We start from the raw sequence: 21,194 nt of genomic DNA, 5'->3' as shown, positions 1-21,194 counted from the left end.
ATATGCATAGCGATTGTGCGTCGCTGTGCGTTTCCGTGTCACTAACAGCTGATTAGGATGCCGCTACTGACAGCGGAGCCGCCCATGAGCCTGATCGATTTTGCCCTCAACCTGATCCTGGGTGTGATCCTCGGCACCCTCGGCGGGTTGTTTGGCATAGGCGGCGGCCTGATCGCGATTCCGGCGCTGGGCGTCTTGTTCGGCCTTGATCAGCAATTGGCCCAAGGCACCGCATTGGTGATGGTGGTGCCGAACGTGCTGTTGGCGCTATGGCGCTACCACCAGCGCAACCGCATCGACCTGCGTTATGCACTGACGCTGGCGACCAGCAGCTTTCTGTTTGCCATCCTTGGGGCCGGTTGGGCCGTCACCCTGGATGCCGAGCGCATGCGCATCGGCTTCGTGGCATTCCTGGTGGCGCTGGCGTTGTACAACCTGACGCGTCTGTACTTTCGCCCGGCAGCGGGAGGCACCGACCTGCGCCATCCGTGGCCGTGGCTGGCGCTTCTCGGTAGCGGTGCAGGTCTTTTGGGCGGTTTGTTCGGCGTTGGCGGGGCAGTACTGGCGACCCCCGTGCTGACCAGCGTATTCGGCGCAACCCAGGTGGTTGCGCAGGGCTTGTCGCTGGCGCTGGCGGCGCCCAGCACAGCCGTCACCCTGGTGACCTATGGCGTGCACGGCCATGTCGACTGGCTGCTCGCGTTACCGCTGGCGATCGGCGGGTTGCTGAGCATCAGCCTGGGCGTCAGGTTCGCCCATGCTTTGCCGGAGCGAACCTTGCGCGCCCTGTTTGCCGGCTTCCTATTGTTGTGCGCGCTACTGCTTGGGCTTAGAGTCTGAAGCCGTCGACGATATGCTCGGCGAGGGTTTCGGTCACCTGGGACTGACTGTTGGGGTTGCGCAGGAGCACGATGCTGGCCATCGGCATCGTCGGCAAGCCTTCCGCTTCACCGATGATGCTCATGTCTGATGTGATCAGGCTGCGCAATTGCGCGGTGACTGCCAGGCCCGCACTGACCGCCGCCATGATCGCCGAGAGGCTTGGGCTGGTGTAGGCGATTCGGTAATCGCGGTCCATCGCATCAAGTGCGTTGCAGGCCCACGAGCGGCAAAAGCAGTGGGTATTGAACATCGCCAGGGGCAGGGTTTCCCGGGTATGCACACTGGAGTCACGGGCCTGCGCCCAGACCAGCTGCTCCTTGCGCAACAACTGGCCGATTTCAGTGCCCGGTTCGCGCGTGACGATAGTCAGGTCCAGGTCCTGGCGTTGCAGCAAGGCGAACGAGGGTTCGCAATGCAATTCCACCTGCACCAGGGGGTAGGACTGAGCGAAGCGCGTGAGCACGCCCTGCATAAAACGCATGACATAGTCATCCGGAGTGCCGATGCGTACCGAGCCAACCATATGGGGCTCGCGCATGGTGTTCAGCACCTCGCTATGCAATTTGAGGATGCGCCGTGCGTAACCGAGCAGAATCTGACCCTCGGGCGTCAGGCTGACCTGGCGGCCGTCACGCTGAAACAGCGGACGCTGCATAACGTCGTCTTCAAGCCGCTTCATCTGCATGCTTACCGCCGACTGGGTGCGGTTGATCATCTCCGAGGCGCGGGTGAAGCCACCGTAATCGGCAATTGCGACAAAGGTCCGCAGCAACTCACTGTCGATATTCGGGTAGTTGGCCATTCATCAATCTCTGAGATGCAAGACATAAGAAACATTCGTTGGATTGATCATAAGCCCGGCGAGAGACTGTTGCCATCCCTAAAGGAGGGCAGCGAGATGAAAGGTCAAAAAGGTTATGTGCTGGTCAGTGCTCCGGGTATCCAAGGTGTACGGCCGCTCTCGGCGTTGCGCGCGGTGGCTCGTCAACTGAAGCGTTGGTGGCAGTTGCACGAGCAGCGTCAGCAGCTGGCGATGCTCGGTGACGGAGCGCTGAAGGATCTCGGCCTGAGTAGGGCCGATGTAGTGCAGGAAAGCGAGCGGCCATTCTGGGATGATCCGCTGGCACGATAAACAGGAGGCGGCAAAGAGTATGGTCGCTAAGCGAACGGTGGTCGCATGAGTGTCATGCGCAAAGGCGCCGATGTATATCTGTTGCAGGTGATGGTGCTGCTGTGCGCCATCTGGGGTGTCCAGCAGGTGGCGATCAAGCTGGCTGCCCCAGATTCTCCCCGTTGCTGCAAGTGGCGCTGCGCTCAGGCATTGCCGCGCTGCTGGTGGGCGCCTTGATGCTCTGGCAGCGCGACTGGCAGGGCTGGTTGGGACCTACCTGGCGTGGCGGCGTGTTGGCAGGCGTGCTGTTCGCGCTGGAGTTCTTTTTCATTGCCCGTGGCCTGCAGTCCACCTCGGCTTCGCACATGGCGGTATTTCTCTACACCGCGCCGATATTCTCGGCACTCGGCCTGCACTTGCTGTTGCGGACTGAACGGTTGAGCCCGCTGCAATGGCTGGGTATCGCCATATGTTTTGCCGGCATTGCCATCGCCTTCGGCGCAGGTGTGGATTGGGCAACCATGGACCGGCAGATGCTGCTGGGCGACGCCTTCGGTCTTCTCGCCGGCATAGCATGGGGAGCGACCACTGTGGTGGTGCGCGCTTCCCGGTTGTCCGAAGCGCCGCCGACGCTGACGTTGTTCTACCAGCTCGCCGTGGCATCCTTGCTGTTGCTGGGGTACGCCGCGGCTATTGGTCAGCTCGGGCCGATCCGCTGGACGCCGACAAGTATCGCCAGCGTGCTGCTGCAAGGCGTTGTGGTGTCCTTTCTCAGCTACCTTGCCTGGTTCTGGCTGTTGCGCCGGTACCTGGCGTCGAACATGGCGGTGTTTTCATTCATGACGCCGCTGTTCGGCGTGACTTTCGGCGTGCTGATACTCGATGAGCCGCTGAGCCTCAATTTTGTCGCCGGCGCGCTGCTGGTATTGCTCGGCATCGTGCTGGTCAGCAACCACGCCTGGTTTCGCCGCCAGCTGCTTGCCTGGCGTTATGCATCGCGCTAGACAGCTAGCGCACTACTTGAACCGCTATCAGAAAGGAGCAGCGGCATGTCGGACTATCACCTGGCGCAGCTGAATATCGCCAGTATGAAACAACCGCTGGAAGCGCCGGGTATGGCGGACTTCGTGGCCAATCTGCAGCGCATCAATGAACTGGCCGATGCCGCCCCAGGGTTTGTCTGGCGCTTGCAGGACGAGGCGGGGGACGCGACGGCAATACGACCGTTTGGCGACGAGATGCTGGTCAACCTGTCGGTGTGGCGCGACTTTGATGCGCTACGTGCCTACGTCTACCGATCGGCCCACGCCGAAATGCTCAAGCGCCGCAATGAATGGTTCGACCGAATGGGCGCGGCGCACATGGTGCTCTGGTGGGTGCCGCAAGGCCACTTGCCCAGCGTTGGTGAAGCCGCTGAGCGCCTGGAACTGCTGCGTGCAGCGGGGCCTACTGCCAGAGCCTTCAACTTCCGCCAGACCTTTCCAGCCGCTGATGCGCACCCATTGGCTGCGATGACAGCCGATAGTTGAAGCCTAATCGGGCTGGCATGGCGGTAGGGTGCAGCTAGCATAGTGACCATGACTACGACCTTATCCCTTCTCCAGGCACGCCGCCTGGCGCTGCGTGCGCAAGGCTTTGGCCGTGCCGATCGCGGCGAGATCACGCATCGCCAGTTGCTTGCGCAAATAGACCGGCTTGGCGTAGTGCAGATCGACTCGGTCAATGCCGTGGTGCGTTCGCACTACCTTCCCCTGTTTTCGCGCCTTGGAGCCTACGACCGCACCCTGCTCGAACAGGCGGCCTGGAGTCAGGGGCGGCGCAGGGCGTTGTTCGAATATTGGGGTCATGAGGCCTCGCTACTGCCCCTTTCGCTTTATCCGCTGATGCGTTGGCGCATGCAGCGGGCCCATGATGGCGTGGGCATTTACCGGCATCTGGCACGCTTCGGTCGCGAGCAGCACGCCTTGATTCAGCGTGTCTTGCAGGCCGTCCGCGAGCAGGGTGCGTTGGGTGCAGGCAGCCTCGGCCAGAAAACCGGGGGCAGCAGCGCCTGGTGGGGATGGAGTGCGGAGAAACACGCGCTGGAATGGCTGTTCGCCGCGGGCGAGGTGACGGTGGCGGGGCGCCGCGGTTTCGAGCGCCTCTACGACCTGCCAGAGCGGGTATTACCAAGCGCCATCCTGAATAGCGCGGTGCCTGAGGATGCCGATGCGCAGCGGCGGTTACTGTTGCGCGCGGCGCAGGCACTGGGTGTTGCGACGGAAAAAGACCTGCGCGATTACTACCGGCTGGACGCCAGCGAGAGCAAGGCGCGCCTGGCCGAGCTGGTGGAAGCCGGCGAGCTGCAGCCGGTAATGGTGCAAGGGTGGGCGCAACCAGCGTACTGCGCAGGCGAGCCTAAGACGCCGCGCAAGGTGGACGCGAGCGCATTGCTGTCGCCATTCGATTCGTTGATTTGGGAACGCGCGCGAACCGAGCGGTTGTTCGACTTCCATTACCGCCTGGAAATCTACACGCCGCAGCACAAGCGGGTGTATGGCTACTATGTTTTGCCGTTCCTGCACAACGAGCGCCTGGCGGCGCGCCTAGACCTGCGCGCCGAGCGCGCCCATCAGCGTCTGGCCGTACACGCCGTGCACACGGAAGCTGCAGGGCTGGATGAAGCAGGCATCGCCGCCTTGGCGTTGAATCTGCGGCAACTGGCTGGTTGGCTAGGGCTGCTGCACGTCCAGTTCAACTGTGCCAGCGACAGCGCGGCGCGTTTGCAGGCGTATCTGCGCTAGGCGGCCGAGCCGGCAATTGTGTACGGCTTCCGCTACAATGCGCGCCGAATTTGTTTAGCCGAGAGCCCAGCCCATGTCCGCCTGCCAGACTCCACTCATCGTTGCCCTGGATTTTCCGAACCGCGCTGGCGCTCTGGCACTGGCGCAGCAGCTTGACCCTAAGCTGTGCCGGGTGAAGGTGGGCAAGGAGCTGTTCACTCGCTGCGGCCCGGACATCGTCGAGGCGTTGGCCGGTAAAGGCTTCGAGGTGTTTCTCGATCTAAAATTTCACGATATCCCCAATACCACCGCGATGGCGGTCAAGGCCGCCGCCGAGATGGGCGTATGGATGGTCAACGTGCATTGCTCGGGCGGCCTGCGCATGATGGCGGCCTGCCGGGAAACCCTGGACAAGCTGACCGGGGTGAAACCGCTGCTGATTGGCGTGACCGTACTGACCAGCATGGAGCGCGACGACCTGGCCGGAATTGGCCTGGATATCCAGCCGCAGGAACAGGTTCTGCGTTTGGCCGGTTTGGCCCAGCAGGCAGGCATGGATGGCCTGGTCTGTTCTGCCCAGGAAGCCCAGGCACTAAAAGTCGGATACCCGACGCTGCAACTGGTGACCCCGGGGATTCGTCCAGCCGGCAGTGCACAGGATGACCAGCGGCGCATCCTGACCCCGCGTCAGGCGATGGATGTGGGCGCCGATTACCTGGTGATCGGTCGGCCGATCAGCCAGGCCAACGACCCGGCGCAGGCGCTTGCCGCAGTGGTGGCTGAGCTCGCTTAACGGCCATCCTCTATTCGACTCGATCAGGTTATTTCCATGCATCCCGCTGCCGAAGACTCCCCGCTGGGCAAATCCAGTGAATACATCGCCACTTACACGCCTTCGCTGTTGTTCCCCATTCCGCGCGCGGCCAAATGGGCCGAGCTGGGAATTAGCGCCGAAACGTTGCCCTACCAGGGCGTAGATTTCTGGAACTGCTTCGAATTGTCCTGGCTGCTGCCCTCCGGCAAGCCGGTAGTAGCCATGGGCGAGTTCGCCATCCCGGCGGACTCGCCCAATATCATCGAATCGAAATCCTTCAAGCTGTACCTCAACTCGCTCAACCAGACAGCATTCGCCGAGGTGGCCGAGCTGGTCGCCGTGCTGGAGCGTGATCTTTCCGCCGCGGCCGGCAAGCCTGTGGCTGTAAGGGTGCGCAGCCTGACTGAAGTTGCGGCAGAGGGGGTGGCTGCGTCGCCAGGGGTATGTATCGACGAGCTGGACGTGGCCATCAGCAACTACGCGACACCGCAGCCCGAGTTACTGCGTTGCGATGCGGATCAGCGGATCGAGGAAAGCGTGCACAGCAACCTGTTGAAGTCTAATTGTCCGGTTACCGGCCAGCCGGACTGGGGCAGTGTCGTGGTGCAGTACCGCGGTGCAGCCCTGGACCACGCCAGTTTGCTGGCTTACCTGGTGAGCTTTCGCCAGCATGCGGATTTTCACGAGCAGTGCGTCGAGCGGATATTCCTTGACCTGCTTGAGTTGCTCAAACCGGAATACCTGACTGTGTATGCGCGCTATGTGCGTCGCGGCGGGCTGGACATCAATCCCTATCGCAGCACGGCTGCGATCCTGCCGGACAATCGCCGGCTGGTGCGCCAGTAGCCGCCCGCGCAGTTGGCTGTGACATAAAAAACCCCAGCAATTGCTGGGGTTTTTCGATGCGGGTGAATCAGATACCCATATTGGCAAGACTCTGGACAATGTTGCGCAAAGTCCCTGCCAAGGTCGGGTGACTGACCTCGAAACGTTCGACGGCCAGATTGACACCGTCTACCAGCGTGGCATCTGGCGCTGATGCAGCTTGTTGGGCCAGCTGCAATTCGATTTCCTGAGTCAGCACAAACAGCGAGGCTCGCTCTTCTTCGTTGAGGGGCTGATCCTCTGCCAACTGATTGCGCAGTTCATCCAATTGCTGCTGCAGACGATTTGCAGGCATACGACACTCCCTTTTTCGATAGGCATTTGCATGGACCCTGGCCAGAGGCGAAAGGTCCGCGCGTAGTCTCAGGGTAATCCATGCAGCGCTGCTTTGCTTGTTCGGCCCCGGTGCGTTTTGTCCCGTGATAAGTTCGCCAGTCGCCTGATGCATGCAGTGTCACGGCGTCTGGCGCTCCGTCCAGTCAACGCCTGATCATTAATTAGGCGCCAACGCGCTGCGCAGTGTAGAAGGCAACGGAACGGAGCGACCCAGGGCGTGCTCCACCCACACTAGCTTGCAGTAGCCCTCGCCACAGGCGACTTCGGGGTCTTCAAGGGTAGAAAGCCGGTGTTCAATGACCAGGCTGCTGTGTCCCAGCGCGCCGGCGAACAACTCGATTTGCACGGTTGCCGGGTACACCACGGGTTTCAGATAGGTATGCAGGGTCTGCAGAATGATCGGACCGAGCGGCACGTTGTTCATCTCGATGCCCATACGGGCAAACCAGCCAACCCGCGCCTCTTCGAGGTACTGCATGTAGACGCCATTATTGACATGCCCGTAGCTGTCCATGTCGCCCCATCGCACGGCAACATGGGCAATATGGAGTAACCGTTTTTCCTGCATCATCTTCCTCCGCTATGCTGCCTTTTTAAGTGGCGCAGACTTTATACTGCGCAGCCGTCGGGCTGCTTCGAGCTGCCACATTATTTCAAGGAGAGCGCAATGCGTGTGATCGGAGCAAGCTGGTTAAGTCGTCTGGGCCGATTGGTTATCTGCGCCAATGTGGCGCTATTGCCACTGGCGGCGCAGGCTGCCGAGGAAGACCCATGGGAAGGCTTCAATCGTGCGATTTTTTCTTTCAATGACACCGTCGACACCTATGGCCTGAAGCCTCTGGCGCAAGGTTATCAGGCGGTCACCCCTCAGTTTCTGGAAGACGGCGTGCATAACGTTTTCGCCAACATCGGCGACGTCGGCAATCTGGCCAACAACCTGCTTCAGGGCAAGTTTCACAATGCCGGCGTCGATTCAGGTCGGCTGATTTTCAACACCACCTTTGGCGTGCTGGGCTTCTTCGACGTCGCCAAGCAGATGGGGCTGTCGCGAAACGATGAGGACTTCGGTCAGACGTTGGGCGCCTGGGGGCTGGGCAGCGGGCCTTATCTGGTACTGCCGTTGATGGGGCCGAGCACCGTGCGTGATGCCGGGGCGAGAATCCCGGACAGCTACCTGACGCCGTACCCGCACATGGAGCATGTGCCGACTCGCAATGTTGTCCGCGGGGTAAACATTGTTGATGCCCGCGCCAATCTGCTCTCAGCCGAGCGGATGGTCAGTGGCGACAAATACATTTTCATCCGCAATGCGTACCTGCAGAACCGTGAGTTCCGCGTGCAGGACGGGCAGGTTGAAGACGATTTCTAAGCAAATCAGCCACAAAAAAGGCGGCCCCAGGGCCGCCTTTTCTGTGGGCAGGGTTATCAGCTCATCGAACTGATTGCCAGCCCAAGCGATTGGCGGCCGTCGTCGAGCGTGATCACGCGCACCACTTCGGCTTCCGCATTGAGGCCGCTGAGCTCGTTGTGTTCGGAGGCGATATGAACCCTTACCTTGTCGCCCATCTGCAATGCGCAGTCTGCTTCCAACTGCATGCCGGTACTTGAAAGGTCGAGGCAAAGCGCCGGTATTTCCTTGCCGGCATGATGCAGGGTGACCGGTGCTTCCAGTCGCATGCGGATATAGTCGCGTTTTTCACTGTATGCGCGATCGCTTTGGCTCATGAACGCTATCCTCTTGTTATAGGGTGTCTCCTGCAGCCCTTATAACCTTGCGCTGTTTGAGGTGTAAAGTCGCCTGGCGACGACCGGCGCACGCTTGAATCGATGCGCGGATGGGAGTACCGTCTGCGCCTTAACGCGAACCGAGTACGCGCGCTCAGGTGGTTGGCCTAGCGCTAACGTCAACCAATACCCGGCGCAGTTTGCCTGGATACCCCATGCACAAAACCAGTGCCACGCTGCTGATAATTGACGATGACGAAGTAGTGCGCGCAAGCCTTGCGGCCTATTTGGAAGACAGCGGCTTCAACGTTCTACAAGCCAGCAATGGCGCTCAGGGTCTGGAAGTGTTCCAGCAGGAACGTCCCGATCTGGTGATCTGCGACCTGCGTATGCCCCAGGTCGATGGCCTCGAACTCATTCGCCGAATAAACGCCTTGGACACCCAGACGCCGGTGGTCGTGGTCTCCGGTGCTGGCGTCATGAGCGATGCGGTCGAGGCTTTGCGCCTTGGCGCGGCCGACTACCTGATCAAACCGTTGCAAGACCTTGCGGTGCTGGAGCACTCGGTGCGCCGCGCGCTTGATCGCTCGCACCTGCGTCAGGAAAATCAGCGTTATCGGGACAAGCTGGAAGTCGCCAACCGCGAACTGCAAGCCAGCCTCCACCTGTTGCAGGAAGACCAGAACGCCGGTCGGCAGGTGCAGATGAACATGCTGCCGGTTACGCCCTGGAAGGTCGACGGGCTGATGTTCGCCCACCAGATCATTCCGTCGCTCTACCTGTCAGGTGATTTTGTCGACTACTTCCGTGTCGATGAGCGTCGCGTCGCTTTCTACCTGGCCGATGTATCAGGTCACGGTGCGTCGTCGGCCTTTGTCACCGTGCTGCTCAAATTCATGACCACGCGCCTGCTTTACGAATCGCGACGCAACGGCAACTTGCCGGAATTCAAACCGTCCGAAGTCCTTGGCCACATCAACCGTGGCCTGATCAACTGCAAGCTCGGCAAGCACGTCACCATGCTTGGTGGCGTTATCGATGAGCAGAGCGGGCAGCTGACCTACAGCATCGGTGGCCACCTGCCATTGCCGGTTCTGTACAGCGAGGGTCAGGCGCAGTATCTCCAGGGGCGCGGCTTGCCGGTTGGGTTATTCAATGAGGCGGAATACGCCGATCACGTCGTTACGCTGCCAGAGTCGTTCAGCCTGACCTTGTTGTCCGATGGCATCCTCGATTTGCTGCCAGGTGACACCTTGCAGGAAAAAGAGACCATACTACCGACACTGGTCAGCTCTGCAGGCGGCACGCTAGATGGTCTGCGGCATGTATTCGGGCTGGCGAACCTAACCGATATGCCAGATGATATTGCCTTGCTGGTGCTAAGCAGGAACCTTGCATGAACCTCGGGACAAACCCTGGTCGAATCCAATTCGCTGAGCAGGACGGTACCTTTGTCCTGAAGTTTGTCGGTGAAGTGCGCCTGACCCTTTGCTCCGCGCTGGATTCCACGATCGAAAAGATTTTCACCGCGCTGAATTTTTCCGCCATCGTCATCGACCTGACGGAAACCCGCAGCATCGACAGCACGACGCTCGGCCTGCTGGCCAAATTATCCATTCTGTCGCGGCAGAAGATTGGTCTGCTGCCAACCGTGGTCACTACGCACGCCGATATCACCCGCCTGCTTCAGTCCATGGGCTTCGATCAGGTATTCAACATCGTGGACACGCCATTGCCGTGCCCAGATTGCCTGGCAGACCTTCCATCGCAGGATCAGTCAGAAGAAGTGGTGCGGGCCAAGGTGCTGGAAGCGCACCGCATCCTGATGGGTCTCAACGAATCCAATCGCGAAGCATTTCACGACCTGGTTAACGCACTCGAACACCACTGATTACGGCTAGCGATGAAGCGGGGCGCTCAACGTTGGTTGGCGCCCCGTTTTGCATTCAGGCATTGGTGGCGAGCAGCTTTTCCAGCTTTTCCTGGTCGCGGGCGAACTGACGAATGCCTTCCGCCAGCTTTTCTGTGGCCATGGCATCTTCGTTCATAGCCCAGCGGAACTGACTTTCGCTCAGGCTCTGCCGTGCTTCAGCCTGATTGCCAGCGTCGAGTTTGCGCGCAAGCGGGGACGAGTCCTCAGCCAGTTGCTGCAACAGCTCAGGGCTGATGGTCAGACGGTCGCAACCAGCCAACTGCTCGATCTGGCCGATATTGCGAAAGCTGGCGCCCATGACCACGGTTTGATACGCGTTGGCTTTGTAGTAGTTGTAGATCCGCGTAACCGACTGCACGCCAGGATCCTCTGCACCGACAAAATCGCGGCCTTCAGCTTTCTTGTACCAATCGTAAATCCGGCCCACGAACGGCGAGATCAAGAACGCACCCGCATCGGCGCAGGCTTGGGCCTGGGCGAAGGAAAACAGTAGAGTGAGGTTGGTCTGAACGCCAGCCTTCTCCAGCTGTTCGGCCGCGCGAATGCCTTCCCAGGTCGAGGCGATCTTGATCAGCACGCGTTCGCGGCCAATGCCCGCCTGGTCATACAGACCGATCAGGCGCTCGGCGCGATTCAAGGTCGCCTGGGTATCAAAAGACAAGCGGGCATCCACTTCGGTGGAGATTCGCCCCGGAATGATCTTGAGTATTTCCTGGCCAACCGCCACGCCAAAGTGATCGCATGCCATATCCATGTCGCCCTTGCTGGCGGCCACTGCATTTTTCAGCAGCTCGGCATAGCGCGGCATGGCGGCCGCTTTAAGCAGAAGGGAGGGGTTGGTGGTGGCGTCGACCGGCTTCAGTCGACTGATGGCATCAAGGTCGCCAGTGTCGGCGACCACGGTGGTGAATTGCTTGAGTTGATCCAGCTTGGAAGAGGTCATGACGTAGCCTTGTCGTTGCAGATGAGCCGACCTTACCCGAGCCTTAGATGGGGCTCAACTGGTGGCCGCGTGCCTGTGCGCTCCCGCATGAACTGGCAGGGTGTCTTAGCGTCCGTCGAGAAGCTGAGCCGCCTGGTCGAAGAGGGCGAGCGGCTCAGCTGTCTTGTGAATGTCGACGGACAGCAGCTGGCGAAAACGCCTGGCACCATGGAACCCTTGTCCCAGGCCAAGCATATGCCGAGTGATATGGTGCATGCTGCCGCCTTCGCTCAGGTGCTCCGCGATGTAGCCACGCATCGACTGCATGACCTCCAGCCGGCTTGCTACCGGGGCTGTCGAGCCAAACAGCTGCTGATCGACGCGCGCAAGCAGGTAGGGGTTGTGGTAGGCCTCGCGCCCGAGCATCACGCCATCGAAGGTCTGTAGATGCTGGGCGCAGTCTTCCAGCGTCTTGATACCGCCGTTCAAAATGATTTCGAGGTCGGGAAAGTCCCGTTTGATTTGCGCCGCGACCTCGTAGCGGAGTGGCGGAACCTCGCGGTTTTCCTTGGGTGACAGGCCGGAGAGAATCGCAATACGTGCATGCACGGTAAAACTCTGGCAGCCGGCGTCGCGCACCTGACCAACGAAATCGCAGAGCTCTGCGTAGCCGTCGCGACCGTCAATACCTATCCGATGCTTGACCGTCACTGGAATGCTCACCGCATCGCGCATGGCCTTGACACACTCGGCCACCAATCCCGGATGGGCCATCAGGCACGCACCGATCAGGTTGTTCTGCACCCGGTCGCTGGGGCAGCCGACGTTCAGATTGACTTCGTCATAGCCGGCCTGTTCGGCAAGCCTGGCGCATGCCGCCAGGTCGCTCGGCACACTACCGCCCAACTGCAGCGCCAGTGGGTGCTCGGTTTCGCTATGGCGCAGAAAGCGCGCCGTATCGCCGTGCAAGAGCGCGCCCGTGGTAACCATTTCGGTGTAGAGCAAGGCGTTTCGCGAGAGCTGACGGAGAAAGAACCGGCAGTGACGGTCGGTCCAATCCATCATCGGCGCCACGGAGAAGCGGCGGGACAATGGCGTGCTTGCTGGGCTTGATGGGGGTTTAAGCGGCATTGGCTCAGGTCGATTGTTGATGAACGAGGATGGACAAGGACGACTGGCGCATGAACTGAGCGTATTCAATTCAGGCTGCAGATTTTTCGGTGGAGCCAAGGCGGTGGAGTTTACCAAGAAACCTTCCGCTCGATTGCAAGTGCCCGCGCCCGCATATACGGCATGAGACCGCATTCAGCAGTAGTCATGCTTCGCTAAGCATGCGCAGGAGGCATTGCTTGGCGCGACAACCGACGGTTTTGCCTCAACTCAATGCGGCGATCCCAGCAGAAGATGGGGGCGGGCCGCTTCAGGCAAGCTCTCCCGCATATGCATCTCAACCTGCAAGATGGCGTTAGGGATGCGCGCGCTCGAACGCTCCTAGATCGCAATTGGCGACGCCGTCGCCGTTGCCGTCACGCGGGCGGTCAAGGCCCCGCTGGTCGTGGCTGGAGCAACTGCCTATGCCCAAGTCTATCGCTGCGCTGGTGCGGCGCAGCGGGTATAGCTGGCTACCGTTATTTTCCTGCAGGTCGAACAGGTGGTGGGTGAAGGTGGTTTGGTCAGCGATGTAGGTTTCGGCGATGCAGTTTCGGGTATCTGTGCCCATCAGCAAGCCGCGCGCTAAGAAGCCGATCATGCCGGGCTGATTGATGCAGTTACGCACATCTCCGAATTCGCTGGAGCGATTGCCGGCGATGACGCTGTTGCGAATGAGAACGTCGCCGCGGTTGCTGAGGCCCCAGCCATCATTTCCAGCGATCGTGACGTGGATTAGCTCGGCCCGTGATTTTCCGCTAAGGCTGTTGCTCCAGGCGTGACCGTTTTCAAACGCGGCCCGCTCGGTCGAGCGGTTATTACCCAGCGTGCTGTTGGCCAGTTTGAACTGACCGACGTTATGTACCGCCGCCCCCATGCCGCTGCGCGAGACCGAATTTCCCAGGAAACTGGTGCGCGCAACGTCGGCTGTACCTTCGTTATAAATCCCGCCGCCTTGGCCTACTTCGTGCCAGTCAGCGGCCATGTTGCCGCTCAGTAGGCTGTCGCGTACCCGCAGCGTGCCTTCGTTATAAATCGCACCGCCTGTCCCCATACGCCAGCTTTCGCCGGTGTAGACCCGATTGCCGATAAAGGTGGAACGCTGCACATTAAGTTGGCCAAAGTTGGCAACACCGCCGCCGGCACCAGCCCAGTCAGCCGGGTAGGGTAGTTCGACGTTGACACGGTTGCCACGTACCTCGACTTGATAAAGGCGCAATTCGCCGTGATTGAGAATGCCGCCGCCGTTGAGCATCTGCATTCCGCCGGTAACGGTTAGATTGCGTAATTGCGCCTGGCCTTCCGGATGAAGCTCCATTATCCGGTCGATCTGCCTGGCATCGATCCGCGTCACGCCGGCACCCTGGCCGATCAGCAGCAGGTCCCCGGTGACATCGAGGTCACCATGTTTGTTGTCTTTTTCCTGTATTGGCCATTCGTTGCGCGACGGCAGCTGTGGCCGTTGCAAAATATAGTCACCGGCTTGCAAGGCGATCCGCGCCTCGGGCAAGCCGTTGGCCGCATTGATTGCCTCGCGCAATGAGCAGTGATCGAGACTGCAGACTTCATCGTAGTCGTCCGCGAAGGTGGTGACATACAAATCCACTGCGTTAGCGGTTAAAGGTTCGGCCAACACGAGCATGAGCAGTGAAACGTGGTATCGGTCAAAGCTGAACATGGGCATTCCTCGTCAAGGGATCAGTACTCGTAGGCGCCGAGATCGCAAATCGCGACACCGTCACCATCGCCGTCTCGTGGACGGCTCACGCTAAGCTGGTCGTGGCTCGAGCAAGCGCCCCAACCCGAATCAATGGCGAAGCTGCTTGGGCGCAGGCGGTGTACGCGCGTGCTGGCAGTACCTTCTCCCGCGCTGGAAAGTGGATACAGGTGATTGATGAAGGTGCTGGAGTCAGGGATGTAATGGCTAGCCGCGCAACCGTCGCCTGCGGCCAGGCCGATCAACAGCCCGTATGCCTGATAGCCGATAACAGAGCCGCTGTTGGTGCAGTTGCTTGGTTGACCGGCGAGCGTGTTGCCGGCTATCACGCTGTTGCGCAGGTTCACCCGTGCTTCGTTGGCGAGGCCGCGAGCCTTGTTACCGGCAATGGTGGTGTGAACGAGTTTCAGCGTGACGTCACGGTTGTCTGCCCCCGCGCTGCCATTTTGTAGGGCGGCACTGTTGCTGCCTGTGCCCTTGTTGTCGCTCAGGGTGCTGTTGCTTAGAAGCAGCTGGCCATGGTTTAGAATGGCAGCGCCGCTGCCGGTAGAACTTTCATTGCGCCAGAAGTAGCTACGCGCAATATCCGCCTGGCCGGTGCTGAAAATCCCGCAGCCTTCGCCGCTGTTCTTTGGGTCACTGCACCGATTCGTAGTGATCTGGCTTTCGCGGATATACAGCTCGCCAGTGTTGTAGATACCACCACCCCGACCGGTGCCGGACTCGCTGCCGGTAGTTTGGTTGGCACCTACCGTAGAGCGCAGGATGAGCATGCTCCCGGTATTGTAGATACCACCACCCTGGCCGTCGACGGCGGAGGTGGCGGTGAAGTTGCCCGATATCAGCACATCCACCAGTTTCGTGCTGCCCTGATTTTTCATGCCAGCGCCGCGGAACGGCGTGCTACCGCCGGTAATGGTCAGTGCGCGTAATTGCAGGTGGCCCTCGGGCTGTACATCCAGCACGCGGTCAAGGGCTTCCCCGAAGAGGATGGTGCGAAAGCGGCCCTTGCCGACAATGGTCAGTTCACCACGGATATCCAGATCGCCCGTCAGGTTGGCGTCCTCGTCGATAATCCGACCGTCGGGACCAAGCGCATTTTGACGGCTAAGTCGATAGTCGCCGGCCTTCAGATAGAGCTTTGCTTGCCCGGCGGCGTTGCCGGCAGACACTGCCTCACGCAGCGAGCAGTGCTCCGTGCTGCAATTGCCATCGTCTTCGTCGGCAAGGGTGGTAACCCGCAGGTCCAGGGCGTTGGCGGTCAGTGGTGCGGCCAGGGCGGCTGCGAGTAACAGCGTCCAAGGATATCTGGCTGACATGGTGAGTTCCTCTAAGCGGTCAGGGGTGGGTGCGCGAAGCGCCCAGGTCGCAATTGACGATGCCGTTGCCACCGCGCAGTGAGCAACTAACTTGGCTGCATGTGCCAGCGTTCTCATCGGAGAAAACGCACATTCGCAAGCCCGCGGCATGCGCTGGAAGCCTGGCGCCTATTAGGAAAGCGGGACAGGCAAGATGAAAAAGCGTGTTCATCAGTGTTCCTTCAGTCGCGCTGTGCTGATCGCTCGTACGGTGTTGCACGATCGTTACGGAGGTTGTCGATGCCGGACTCAGAAACGAGGTCGACATATCGGTTCAGGCGGAGAAAGCGAGGCGCCGCCGGGGGCGCGAAGGCAGGGCTGGAGTCCATGCGCAGGTAACAGACCGTCGAATATGTCGCTGGGTTGCCCGCGCTGCTGTCATTCGGTGAGGGGTATCACAGAGGGATGACGTGTTTCCGACCGACGGCAGCGGAGTGAACCTTAGTAGTAGCGTTCAGGGTGCAATGCCCGCGACCGTTTCATTTCAAGCGACAGCTTGTTCGGCTTTGGCTAGGCAGTCTTTATAGGTTCGACTGGGTTAACACCGGTTACCCCGATATGCTGGCGGCTAAATTTCGGATGGCAGATTATCGATGGTCAGTTCATTTCGCGTGTTTGTTGTTTGGCCGTTGTCTGTCGTGCTGCTCTGCATGCTCGGCGCCTGCGCGAGCAGCCCGCAGTTGCTGCCTGAAACCAGAAAGCTGGCTGAGCGGGTGGAGCTAAGCGATGTGCCGTTTTTCCAGGCAAGTGGCGAGCGCGGCGCTCCGTCGGCGCTGGCGATGATGCTCAATCAGCGCCGCGTCGTCAGCAGTCCCGGCCTACTGGAGTCACGTATCCGGCAGGCTGATACAGAGGATGCTCGGCTGGGAGTGGAAAGCGCTGCGCGATCTCACGATACGTTGGTCTATCCGCTGGACGCGACTCTGGATGCGCTTATGCAACAGGTTGCGGCTGGCAATCCGGTGCTGGTCTTGTTGGGCGGGGCATTTGGTTCGAGCGAGCAGTTCGCCGTACTGGTGGGCTACGACCAGCGAGAGCGAACGCTGGTGCTGCGTTCAGGAAACGTGCGGCGCCGAGAAGTGGGCTTTGCCAGTTTTGATAGCGCCTGGGAGGACGCGGGCCGTTGGTCGGTGTTGCTGCTATCAACCGATCAGTTGCCAGCTCATCCGGAAAAAGACAGGTGGTTGGCGGCCGCTAAGGCGCTACAGGTTCAAGGTCGCACCGAGGCGGCGCAGCGTGCGTTGCGCACGGCAAGGCAAACCTGGTCGAGTGCTGAGTTGTAAATGGGCAGGCAATACGGCACCTGTCTAGGTGCCGTATCTGGCTACTGTTAAAAGCCCAGCTTGTCGCGCAGTGAGTAGTACCAGGCGCCCATCGCCGTGAACGGAACGCGGAACAGCTGACCACCAGGGAAGGGATAGTGCGGCAGGCCGGCGAACGCGTCGAAACGTTCGGCCTGGCCACGCAGAGCTTCCGCCAGCACCTTGCCTGCCAGGTGGGTATAAGTCACGCCGTGGCCGCTGCAACCTTGCGAGTAGTAGATGTTATCGCCCAGGCGGCCAACTTGCGGCAGGCGCGACAGGGTCAGCAGGAAGTTGCCGGTCCAGGCGTAATCAATCTTCACGTCCTTGAGTTGCGGGAACGTCTTGAGCATGTTCGGCCGGATAATCGCTTCGATATTGGCTGGGTCACGTGCGCCGTAAACCACGCCGCCACCGAAGATCAGGCGCTTGTCGCCACTGAGGCGATAGTAATCAAGTAGGTAGTTGCAGTCCTCGACGCAGTAGTCCTGCGGCAACAGTGACTTAGCAAGCTCGTCGGACAGCGGCTCGGTGGTTATCACCTGGGTGCCGCAGGGCATCGACTTGGCCGACAGCTCAGGGATCAGGTTACCAAGGTAGGCATTGCCGGCAACGACCACGAATTTGGCCTTCACCCGGCCTTTCGGGGTGTGGACAACTGGACTGGTACCACGCTCGATGCGCACCGCAGGGGACTGCTCGTAGATCACCCCGCCCAACGATTCGACCGCTGCTGCCTCGCCAAGCGCAAGGTTAAGCGGATGAATATGGCCGCCGCCCATGTCCAGCATGCCGCCTATATAGCTGTCGCTAGCCACGACTTCTCGAATCCGCGTGGTGTCCATCAGCTCCAGCTGGCGATGGCCGTAGCGTTCCCACAGCTTCTTTTGCGCTTCCAAATGCCCCATCTGCTTGGGCGTGATGGCGGCGAAAACGCCGCCATCTTTCAGATCGCACTGAATATTATATTTGGCAATGCGCTCCCGGATGATACGTCCACCCTCGAACGCCATATGCCCCAACAGGTGCGCCTGCTTGGCACCTACGGTGCGCTCGATCACATCGATATCGCGACTATAACTGTTGACGATCTGTCCGCCATTACGACCCGACGCACCAAATCCAACCTTAGCCGCCTCGACAATGCTGACGCTGAAGCCGCTTTCCAGGAGGGCGATAGCTGTGGAGAGGCCGGTATACCCTGCGCCAACGATACATACGTCGGACTCGACATCGCCTGCCAACTCGGGGCGCGCCGGCGTCAGGTTGGCCGAAGCAGCGTAATAGGATTGTGGATAAGCCGTGTGCGCCATTTTGCAACCTCTGTTCTTTATTTTTTACGAATGGGCGGATGCTACCCGAGTTGAAAATGCTCGGCTAGTGGCCTGTGCGAAATATTAAACGCGCTAAAGAACACTAAAAAATTCAGTTATTCAGGCAGTTAGCGGAAAAAACATATTGACAGTTTTTCGCGCGGCCGTAGAATGCGCACCCATCGTAGGCACGTAGCTCAGTTGGTTAGAGCACCACCTTGACATGGTGGGGGTCGTTGGTTCGAGTCCAATCGTGCCTACCAGATTTGGTAGAAAAAGGGTCGCTTAGGCGGCCCTTTTTTATTGGGTTCTTGCCAGCAAGCCTGGCTTTCTGCAAGCATCCCTGCGGTTAATCGCTGTTTAAAACCTCCAGTGACCCCGGTTCTGTTTTGGTTGGCTGAAAAGCTCCTGCCACTGTATGGCGGGTATACCGCCGAATCGCTTACTGGCTCATCCCAACCCATGTGGCCTTTGGTAGAGGTCACCACTAGGAGAGGAGGCGCCATGCCCATCATTACTCTTCCCGACGGCAGTCAGCGTTCGTTCGATCACCCGGTATCCGTACTCGAGGTGGCGCAATCTATTGGTGCTGGCCTGGCCAAGGCCACGGTAGCTGGCAAGGTCGATGGCAAGTTAGTTGATGCCTGTGACCTGATTGAAGCCGACGCAACCCTGCAAATCATTACGCCAAAAGATCAGGAAGGGCTCGAAATCATTCGCCACTCCTGTGCGCATTTGATTGGTCATGCGGTCAAGCAGCTGTTTCCCACTGCCAAGATGGTGATCGGTCCGGTCATTGAAGAAGGTTTCTACTACGACATCGCCTCTGAGCGTCCTTTCACGCTGGAGGACGTCGCGGCAATCGAGCAGCGCATGCAGCAGCTGATCGAGAAGGACTATGACGTCATCAAGAAAGTAACCCCGCGCGCCGAGGTTATTGATGTGTTCACCGCGCGTGGCGAGGAGTACAAGCTGCGTCTGGTTGAAGACATGCCGGATGAGCAGGCCATGGGTCTGTACTACCACGAAGAATACGTCGACATGTGCCGCGGCCCGCACGTGCCGAATACGCGCTTCCTCAAGGCGTTCAAGCTGACCAAGTTGTCCGGCGCCTACTGGCGCGGCGATGCCAAGAACGAGCAGTTGCAGCGGGTATATGGCACGGCCTGGGCTGACAAGAAGCAGTTGGCGGCTTATATCCAGCGTATTGAAGAAGCCGAGAAACGCGATCATCGCAAGATCGGCAAGCGCCTCGATCTATTTCATACCCAGGAAGAAGCGCCGGGCATGGTCTTCTGGCACCCCAATGGCTGGACCATCTATCAGGTGCTTGAGCAGTACATGCGTGGCGTGCAGCGCGACAACGGTTACCAGGAAGTGCGCACGCCGCAGGTGGTTGACCGCGTGTTGTGGGAGAAATCCGGGCACTGGGGCAACTACGCCGACAACATGTTCACCACTCAGTCGGAAAGCCGCGATTACGCAATCAAGCCGATGAACTGCCCGTGCCATGTGCAGATATTCAATCAGGGGCTCAAGAGCTACCGCGAGCTGCCGCTGCGTCTGGCGGAGTTTGGCTCCTGCCATCGTAATGAGGCGTCAGGTGCCTTACACGGCATCATGCGTGTGCGTGGCTTCACTCAGGATGACGCGCATATCTTCTGTACAGAAGAGCAGGTTAAGAAAGAGGCGGCGGATTTTATCAAGCTGACTTTGCAGGTTTACGCTGATTTCGGTTTCAGCGACGTCAAGATGAAGCTCTCGACGCGCCCGGCCAAGCGTGTGGGCGATGATGCGTTCTGGGATCGTGCCGAAGAGGCGCTGGCCAATGCGCTGAATGAAGCGGGTCTGCCCTGGGAGTATCTGCCGGGGGAGGGTGCGTTCTACGGTCCGAAGATCGAGTTCACCCTGCTTGATTGTCTTGGTCGCGCTTGGCAATGCGGTACGCTGCAGTACGATCCGAATATGCCGCAGCGTCTGGAGGCGAGCTACGTTTCCGAAGATAACAGCCGCAAAGTGCCGGTCATGTTGCACCGGGCAATTCTCGGTTCGTTCGAGCGGTTCATCGGTATTTTGATCGAGCACTATGAGGGTGCATTCCCAGCTTGGCTGGCTCCTACCCAGGCCGTGGTGATGAATATCACTGATAAACAGGCCGATTTTGCCCTCGAGGTGGAAAAAACGCTCAATCAAAGCGGTTTTCGTGCCAAGTCTGACTTGAGGAACGAGAAGATAGGCTTTAAAATCCGCGAGCATACTTTGCTCAAGGTTCCCTATCTCTTGGTTATTGGAGATAGGGAGGTTGAGACGAAAACTGTCGCCATGCGTACCCGTGAAGGTGCTGATCTGGGCTCAATGCCCGTCACTCAATTCGCTGAATTTCTTGCGCAGGCGGTTTCCCGGCGTGGTCGCCAAGATTTGGAGTAATCATTATTAAGCGTGAAATGAGACAAGATAAACGAGCTGCACCGAAGGCCCCGATCAACGAGAATATCTCGGCACGTGAGGTTCGGTTAATTGGCGCTGAGGGTGAGCAGCTTGGGATTGTGTCAATTGAAGACGCGCTTCTTAAGGCCGAAGAGGCCAAGCTGGATCTGGTAGAGATTTCTGCCGATGCAGTGCCCCCCGTTTGCAAACTGATGGACTATGGCAAATCGATCTTCGAAAAGAAGAAGCAGATTGCTGCTGCAAAGAAAAACCAGAAGCAGATTCAGGTTAAAGAAATCAAGTTTCGTCCAGGGACGGAGGAAGGGGATTACCAGGTAAAACTACGCAACCTGGTACGTTTCCTTAGTGATGGGGACAGGGCCAAGGTATCGCTTCGATTCCGCGGCCGTGAGATGGCGCATCAGGAGCTGGGCATGGAGTTGTTGAAGCGGGTTGAAGGTGACCTTGCTGAATACGGCACCGTTGAACAGCATCCAAAGATGGAAGGACGCCAGCTGATAATGGTCATCGCCCCCAAAAAGAAGAAGTAACCACCAGG

The 21,194-nt window shown here is 59.3% G+C and carries 21 protein-coding genes, 1 tRNA gene and 1 pseudogene; 14 read left to right on the top strand and 9 right to left on the bottom strand.

Annotated elements, in window-relative coordinates; translation table 11 throughout:
* The first annotated feature begins 84 nt into the window (after positions 1 to 84).
* Positions 85 to 840: a sulfite exporter TauE/SafE family protein gene (locus tag ACX0MV_RS10145; RefSeq protein WP_458982386.1), complete on the top strand. Its 756-nt coding sequence runs from the start codon at positions 85 to 87 to the stop codon at positions 838 to 840.
* Here ACX0MV_RS10145 and ACX0MV_RS10140 read toward each other — a convergent pair.
* Positions 830 to 1,684, bottom strand: a complete 855-nt coding sequence (locus ACX0MV_RS10140; protein ID WP_458982385.1) for a LysR family transcriptional regulator — start codon at positions 1,682 to 1,684, stop codon at positions 830 to 832. The two genes, ACX0MV_RS10145 and ACX0MV_RS10140, sit on opposite strands and share 11 nt — an antisense overlap.
* A gap of 96 nt (positions 1,685 to 1,780) precedes the next feature.
* On the opposite strand from ACX0MV_RS10140, the gene ACX0MV_RS10135 reads away from it, so the two are divergent.
* The 6 genes and pseudogenes from ACX0MV_RS10135 (at position 1,781) to queF (ending at position 6,415) form a co-directional block, all read left to right on the top strand.
* Positions 1,781 to 2,014, top strand: a complete 234-nt coding sequence (locus ACX0MV_RS10135; protein WP_458982384.1) for a DUF1127 domain-containing protein — start codon at positions 1,781 to 1,783, stop codon at positions 2,012 to 2,014.
* 45 nt (positions 2,015 to 2,059) lie between these two features.
* Positions 2,060 to 2,997 (top strand): annotated as a pseudogene (locus tag ACX0MV_RS10130) (DMT family transporter).
* A 45-nt stretch (positions 2,998 to 3,042) separates the two neighbouring features.
* Positions 3,043 to 3,522: a DUF3291 domain-containing protein gene (locus ACX0MV_RS10125; RefSeq protein ID WP_458982383.1), complete on the top strand. Its 480-nt coding sequence runs from the start codon at positions 3,043 to 3,045 to the stop codon at positions 3,520 to 3,522.
* A 48-nt stretch (positions 3,523 to 3,570) separates the two neighbouring features.
* Positions 3,571 to 4,776 carry a winged helix-turn-helix domain-containing protein gene (locus ACX0MV_RS10120; protein WP_458982382.1) on the top strand — a complete coding sequence of 402 codons (1,206 nt, stop codon included), beginning with the start codon at positions 3,571 to 3,573 and terminating at the stop codon, positions 4,774 to 4,776.
* A gap of 73 nt (positions 4,777 to 4,849) precedes the next feature.
* A complete protein-coding gene (gene pyrF / locus ACX0MV_RS10115; protein ID WP_458982381.1) occupies positions 4,850 to 5,548 on the top strand; it encodes an orotidine-5'-phosphate decarboxylase in 699 nt (232 codons plus the stop codon).
* A 36-nt stretch (positions 5,549 to 5,584) separates the two neighbouring features.
* Positions 5,585 to 6,415 (top strand): NADPH-dependent 7-cyano-7-deazaguanine reductase QueF, encoded by an 831-nt coding sequence (gene queF, locus ACX0MV_RS10110; protein ID WP_458982380.1) that lies wholly within the window; start codon positions 5,585 to 5,587, stop codon positions 6,413 to 6,415.
* 67 nt (positions 6,416 to 6,482) lie between these two features.
* Here the strand turns inward: queF and ACX0MV_RS10105 are convergent, their stop codons facing one another.
* Complete coding sequence (locus ACX0MV_RS10105) at positions 6,483 to 6,749, bottom strand: DUF4404 family protein (RefSeq protein WP_458982379.1); 267 nt, start codon at positions 6,747 to 6,749, stop codon at positions 6,483 to 6,485.
* 198 nt (positions 6,750 to 6,947) lie between these two features.
* A complete protein-coding gene (locus tag ACX0MV_RS10100) occupies positions 6,948 to 7,358 on the bottom strand; it encodes an acyl-CoA thioesterase (protein ID WP_458982799.1) in 411 nt (136 codons plus the stop codon).
* Positions 7,359 to 7,457: 99 nt separating this feature from the next.
* On the opposite strand from ACX0MV_RS10100, the gene ACX0MV_RS10095 reads away from it, so the two are divergent.
* Entirely contained in the window at positions 7,458 to 8,159 is a 702-nt protein-coding gene (locus ACX0MV_RS10095) for an MlaA family lipoprotein (RefSeq protein WP_458982378.1), read from the top strand.
* Between the two features lie 56 nt (positions 8,160 to 8,215).
* Here ACX0MV_RS10095 and ACX0MV_RS10090 read toward each other — a convergent pair whose 3' ends face one another.
* Positions 8,216 to 8,515, bottom strand: a complete 300-nt coding sequence (locus tag ACX0MV_RS10090) for a PilZ domain-containing protein (protein WP_458982377.1) — start codon at positions 8,513 to 8,515, stop codon at positions 8,216 to 8,218.
* Between the two features lie 215 nt (positions 8,516 to 8,730).
* Between ACX0MV_RS10090 and rssB the strand changes: the two genes are divergently transcribed.
* Complete coding sequence (rssB, locus tag ACX0MV_RS10085) at positions 8,731 to 9,915, top strand: two-component system response regulator RssB (RefSeq protein ID WP_458982376.1); 1,185 nt, start codon at positions 8,731 to 8,733, stop codon at positions 9,913 to 9,915.
* Complete coding sequence (gene rssC, locus ACX0MV_RS10080; RefSeq protein WP_458982375.1) at positions 9,912 to 10,406, top strand: anti-sigma factor antagonist RssC; 495 nt, start codon at positions 9,912 to 9,914, stop codon at positions 10,404 to 10,406. The genes rssB and rssC overlap by 4 nt, the downstream gene beginning before the upstream one ends.
* Positions 10,407 to 10,461: 55 nt before the next feature.
* Here the strand turns inward: rssC and tal are convergent, their stop codons facing one another.
* The 4 genes from tal to ACX0MV_RS10060 form a co-directional block, all read right to left on the bottom strand.
* A complete protein-coding gene (gene tal, locus ACX0MV_RS10075; RefSeq protein WP_458982374.1) occupies positions 10,462 to 11,391 on the bottom strand; it encodes a transaldolase in 930 nt (309 codons plus the stop codon).
* 105 nt (positions 11,392 to 11,496) lie between these two features.
* Positions 11,497 to 12,501 carry a tRNA dihydrouridine(20/20a) synthase DusA gene (dusA, locus tag ACX0MV_RS10070; protein WP_458982373.1) on the bottom strand — a complete coding sequence of 335 codons (1,005 nt, stop codon included), beginning with the start codon at positions 12,499 to 12,501 and terminating at the stop codon, positions 11,497 to 11,499.
* Between the two features lie 334 nt (positions 12,502 to 12,835).
* The gene (locus ACX0MV_RS10065) at positions 12,836 to 14,197 is read right to left on the bottom strand and encodes a CSLREA domain-containing protein (RefSeq protein ID WP_458982372.1); all 1,362 of its coding nucleotides are present in this window, start codon (positions 14,195 to 14,197) and stop codon (positions 12,836 to 12,838) included.
* Between the two features lie 20 nt (positions 14,198 to 14,217).
* A complete protein-coding gene (locus ACX0MV_RS10060; RefSeq protein ID WP_458982371.1) occupies positions 14,218 to 15,555 on the bottom strand; it encodes a CSLREA domain-containing protein in 1,338 nt (445 codons plus the stop codon).
* Positions 15,556 to 16,187: 632 nt separating this feature from the next.
* Here ACX0MV_RS10060 and ACX0MV_RS10055 point away from each other — a divergent pair.
* Entirely contained in the window at positions 16,188 to 16,877 is a 690-nt protein-coding gene (locus ACX0MV_RS10055) for a peptidase C39 family protein (RefSeq protein WP_458982370.1), read from the top strand.
* A 47-nt stretch (positions 16,878 to 16,924) separates the two neighbouring features.
* Here ACX0MV_RS10055 and ACX0MV_RS10050 read toward each other — a convergent pair whose 3' ends face one another.
* Positions 16,925 to 18,208: an NAD(P)/FAD-dependent oxidoreductase gene (locus tag ACX0MV_RS10050; RefSeq protein ID WP_458982369.1), complete on the bottom strand. Its 1,284-nt coding sequence runs from the start codon at positions 18,206 to 18,208 to the stop codon at positions 16,925 to 16,927.
* A gap of 186 nt (positions 18,209 to 18,394) precedes the next feature.
* On the opposite strand from ACX0MV_RS10050, the gene ACX0MV_RS10045 reads away from it, so the two are divergent.
* The 3 genes from ACX0MV_RS10045 to infC all read left to right on the top strand — a co-directional run bounded on the left by ACX0MV_RS10045 (position 18,395) and on the right by infC (position 21,186).
* Positions 18,395 to 18,471 (top strand) — tRNA-Val (locus ACX0MV_RS10045).
* Positions 18,472 to 18,712: 241 nt separating this feature from the next.
* The gene (thrS, locus tag ACX0MV_RS10040; RefSeq protein ID WP_458982368.1) at positions 18,713 to 20,635 is read left to right on the top strand and encodes a threonine--tRNA ligase; all 1,923 of its coding nucleotides are present in this window, start codon (positions 18,713 to 18,715) and stop codon (positions 20,633 to 20,635) included.
* The gene (infC, locus tag ACX0MV_RS10035; protein ID WP_169852835.1) at positions 20,635 to 21,186 is read left to right on the top strand and encodes a translation initiation factor IF-3; all 552 of its coding nucleotides are present in this window, start codon (positions 20,635 to 20,637) and stop codon (positions 21,184 to 21,186) included. The genes thrS and infC overlap by 1 nt, the downstream gene beginning before the upstream one ends.
* Positions 21,187 to 21,194 lie beyond the last annotated feature (8 nt).

The sequence above is a fragment of the Pseudomonas cistanchae genome, from assembly GCF_054483635.1.
This window is presented reverse-complemented; position numbering and strand designations above follow the sequence as displayed.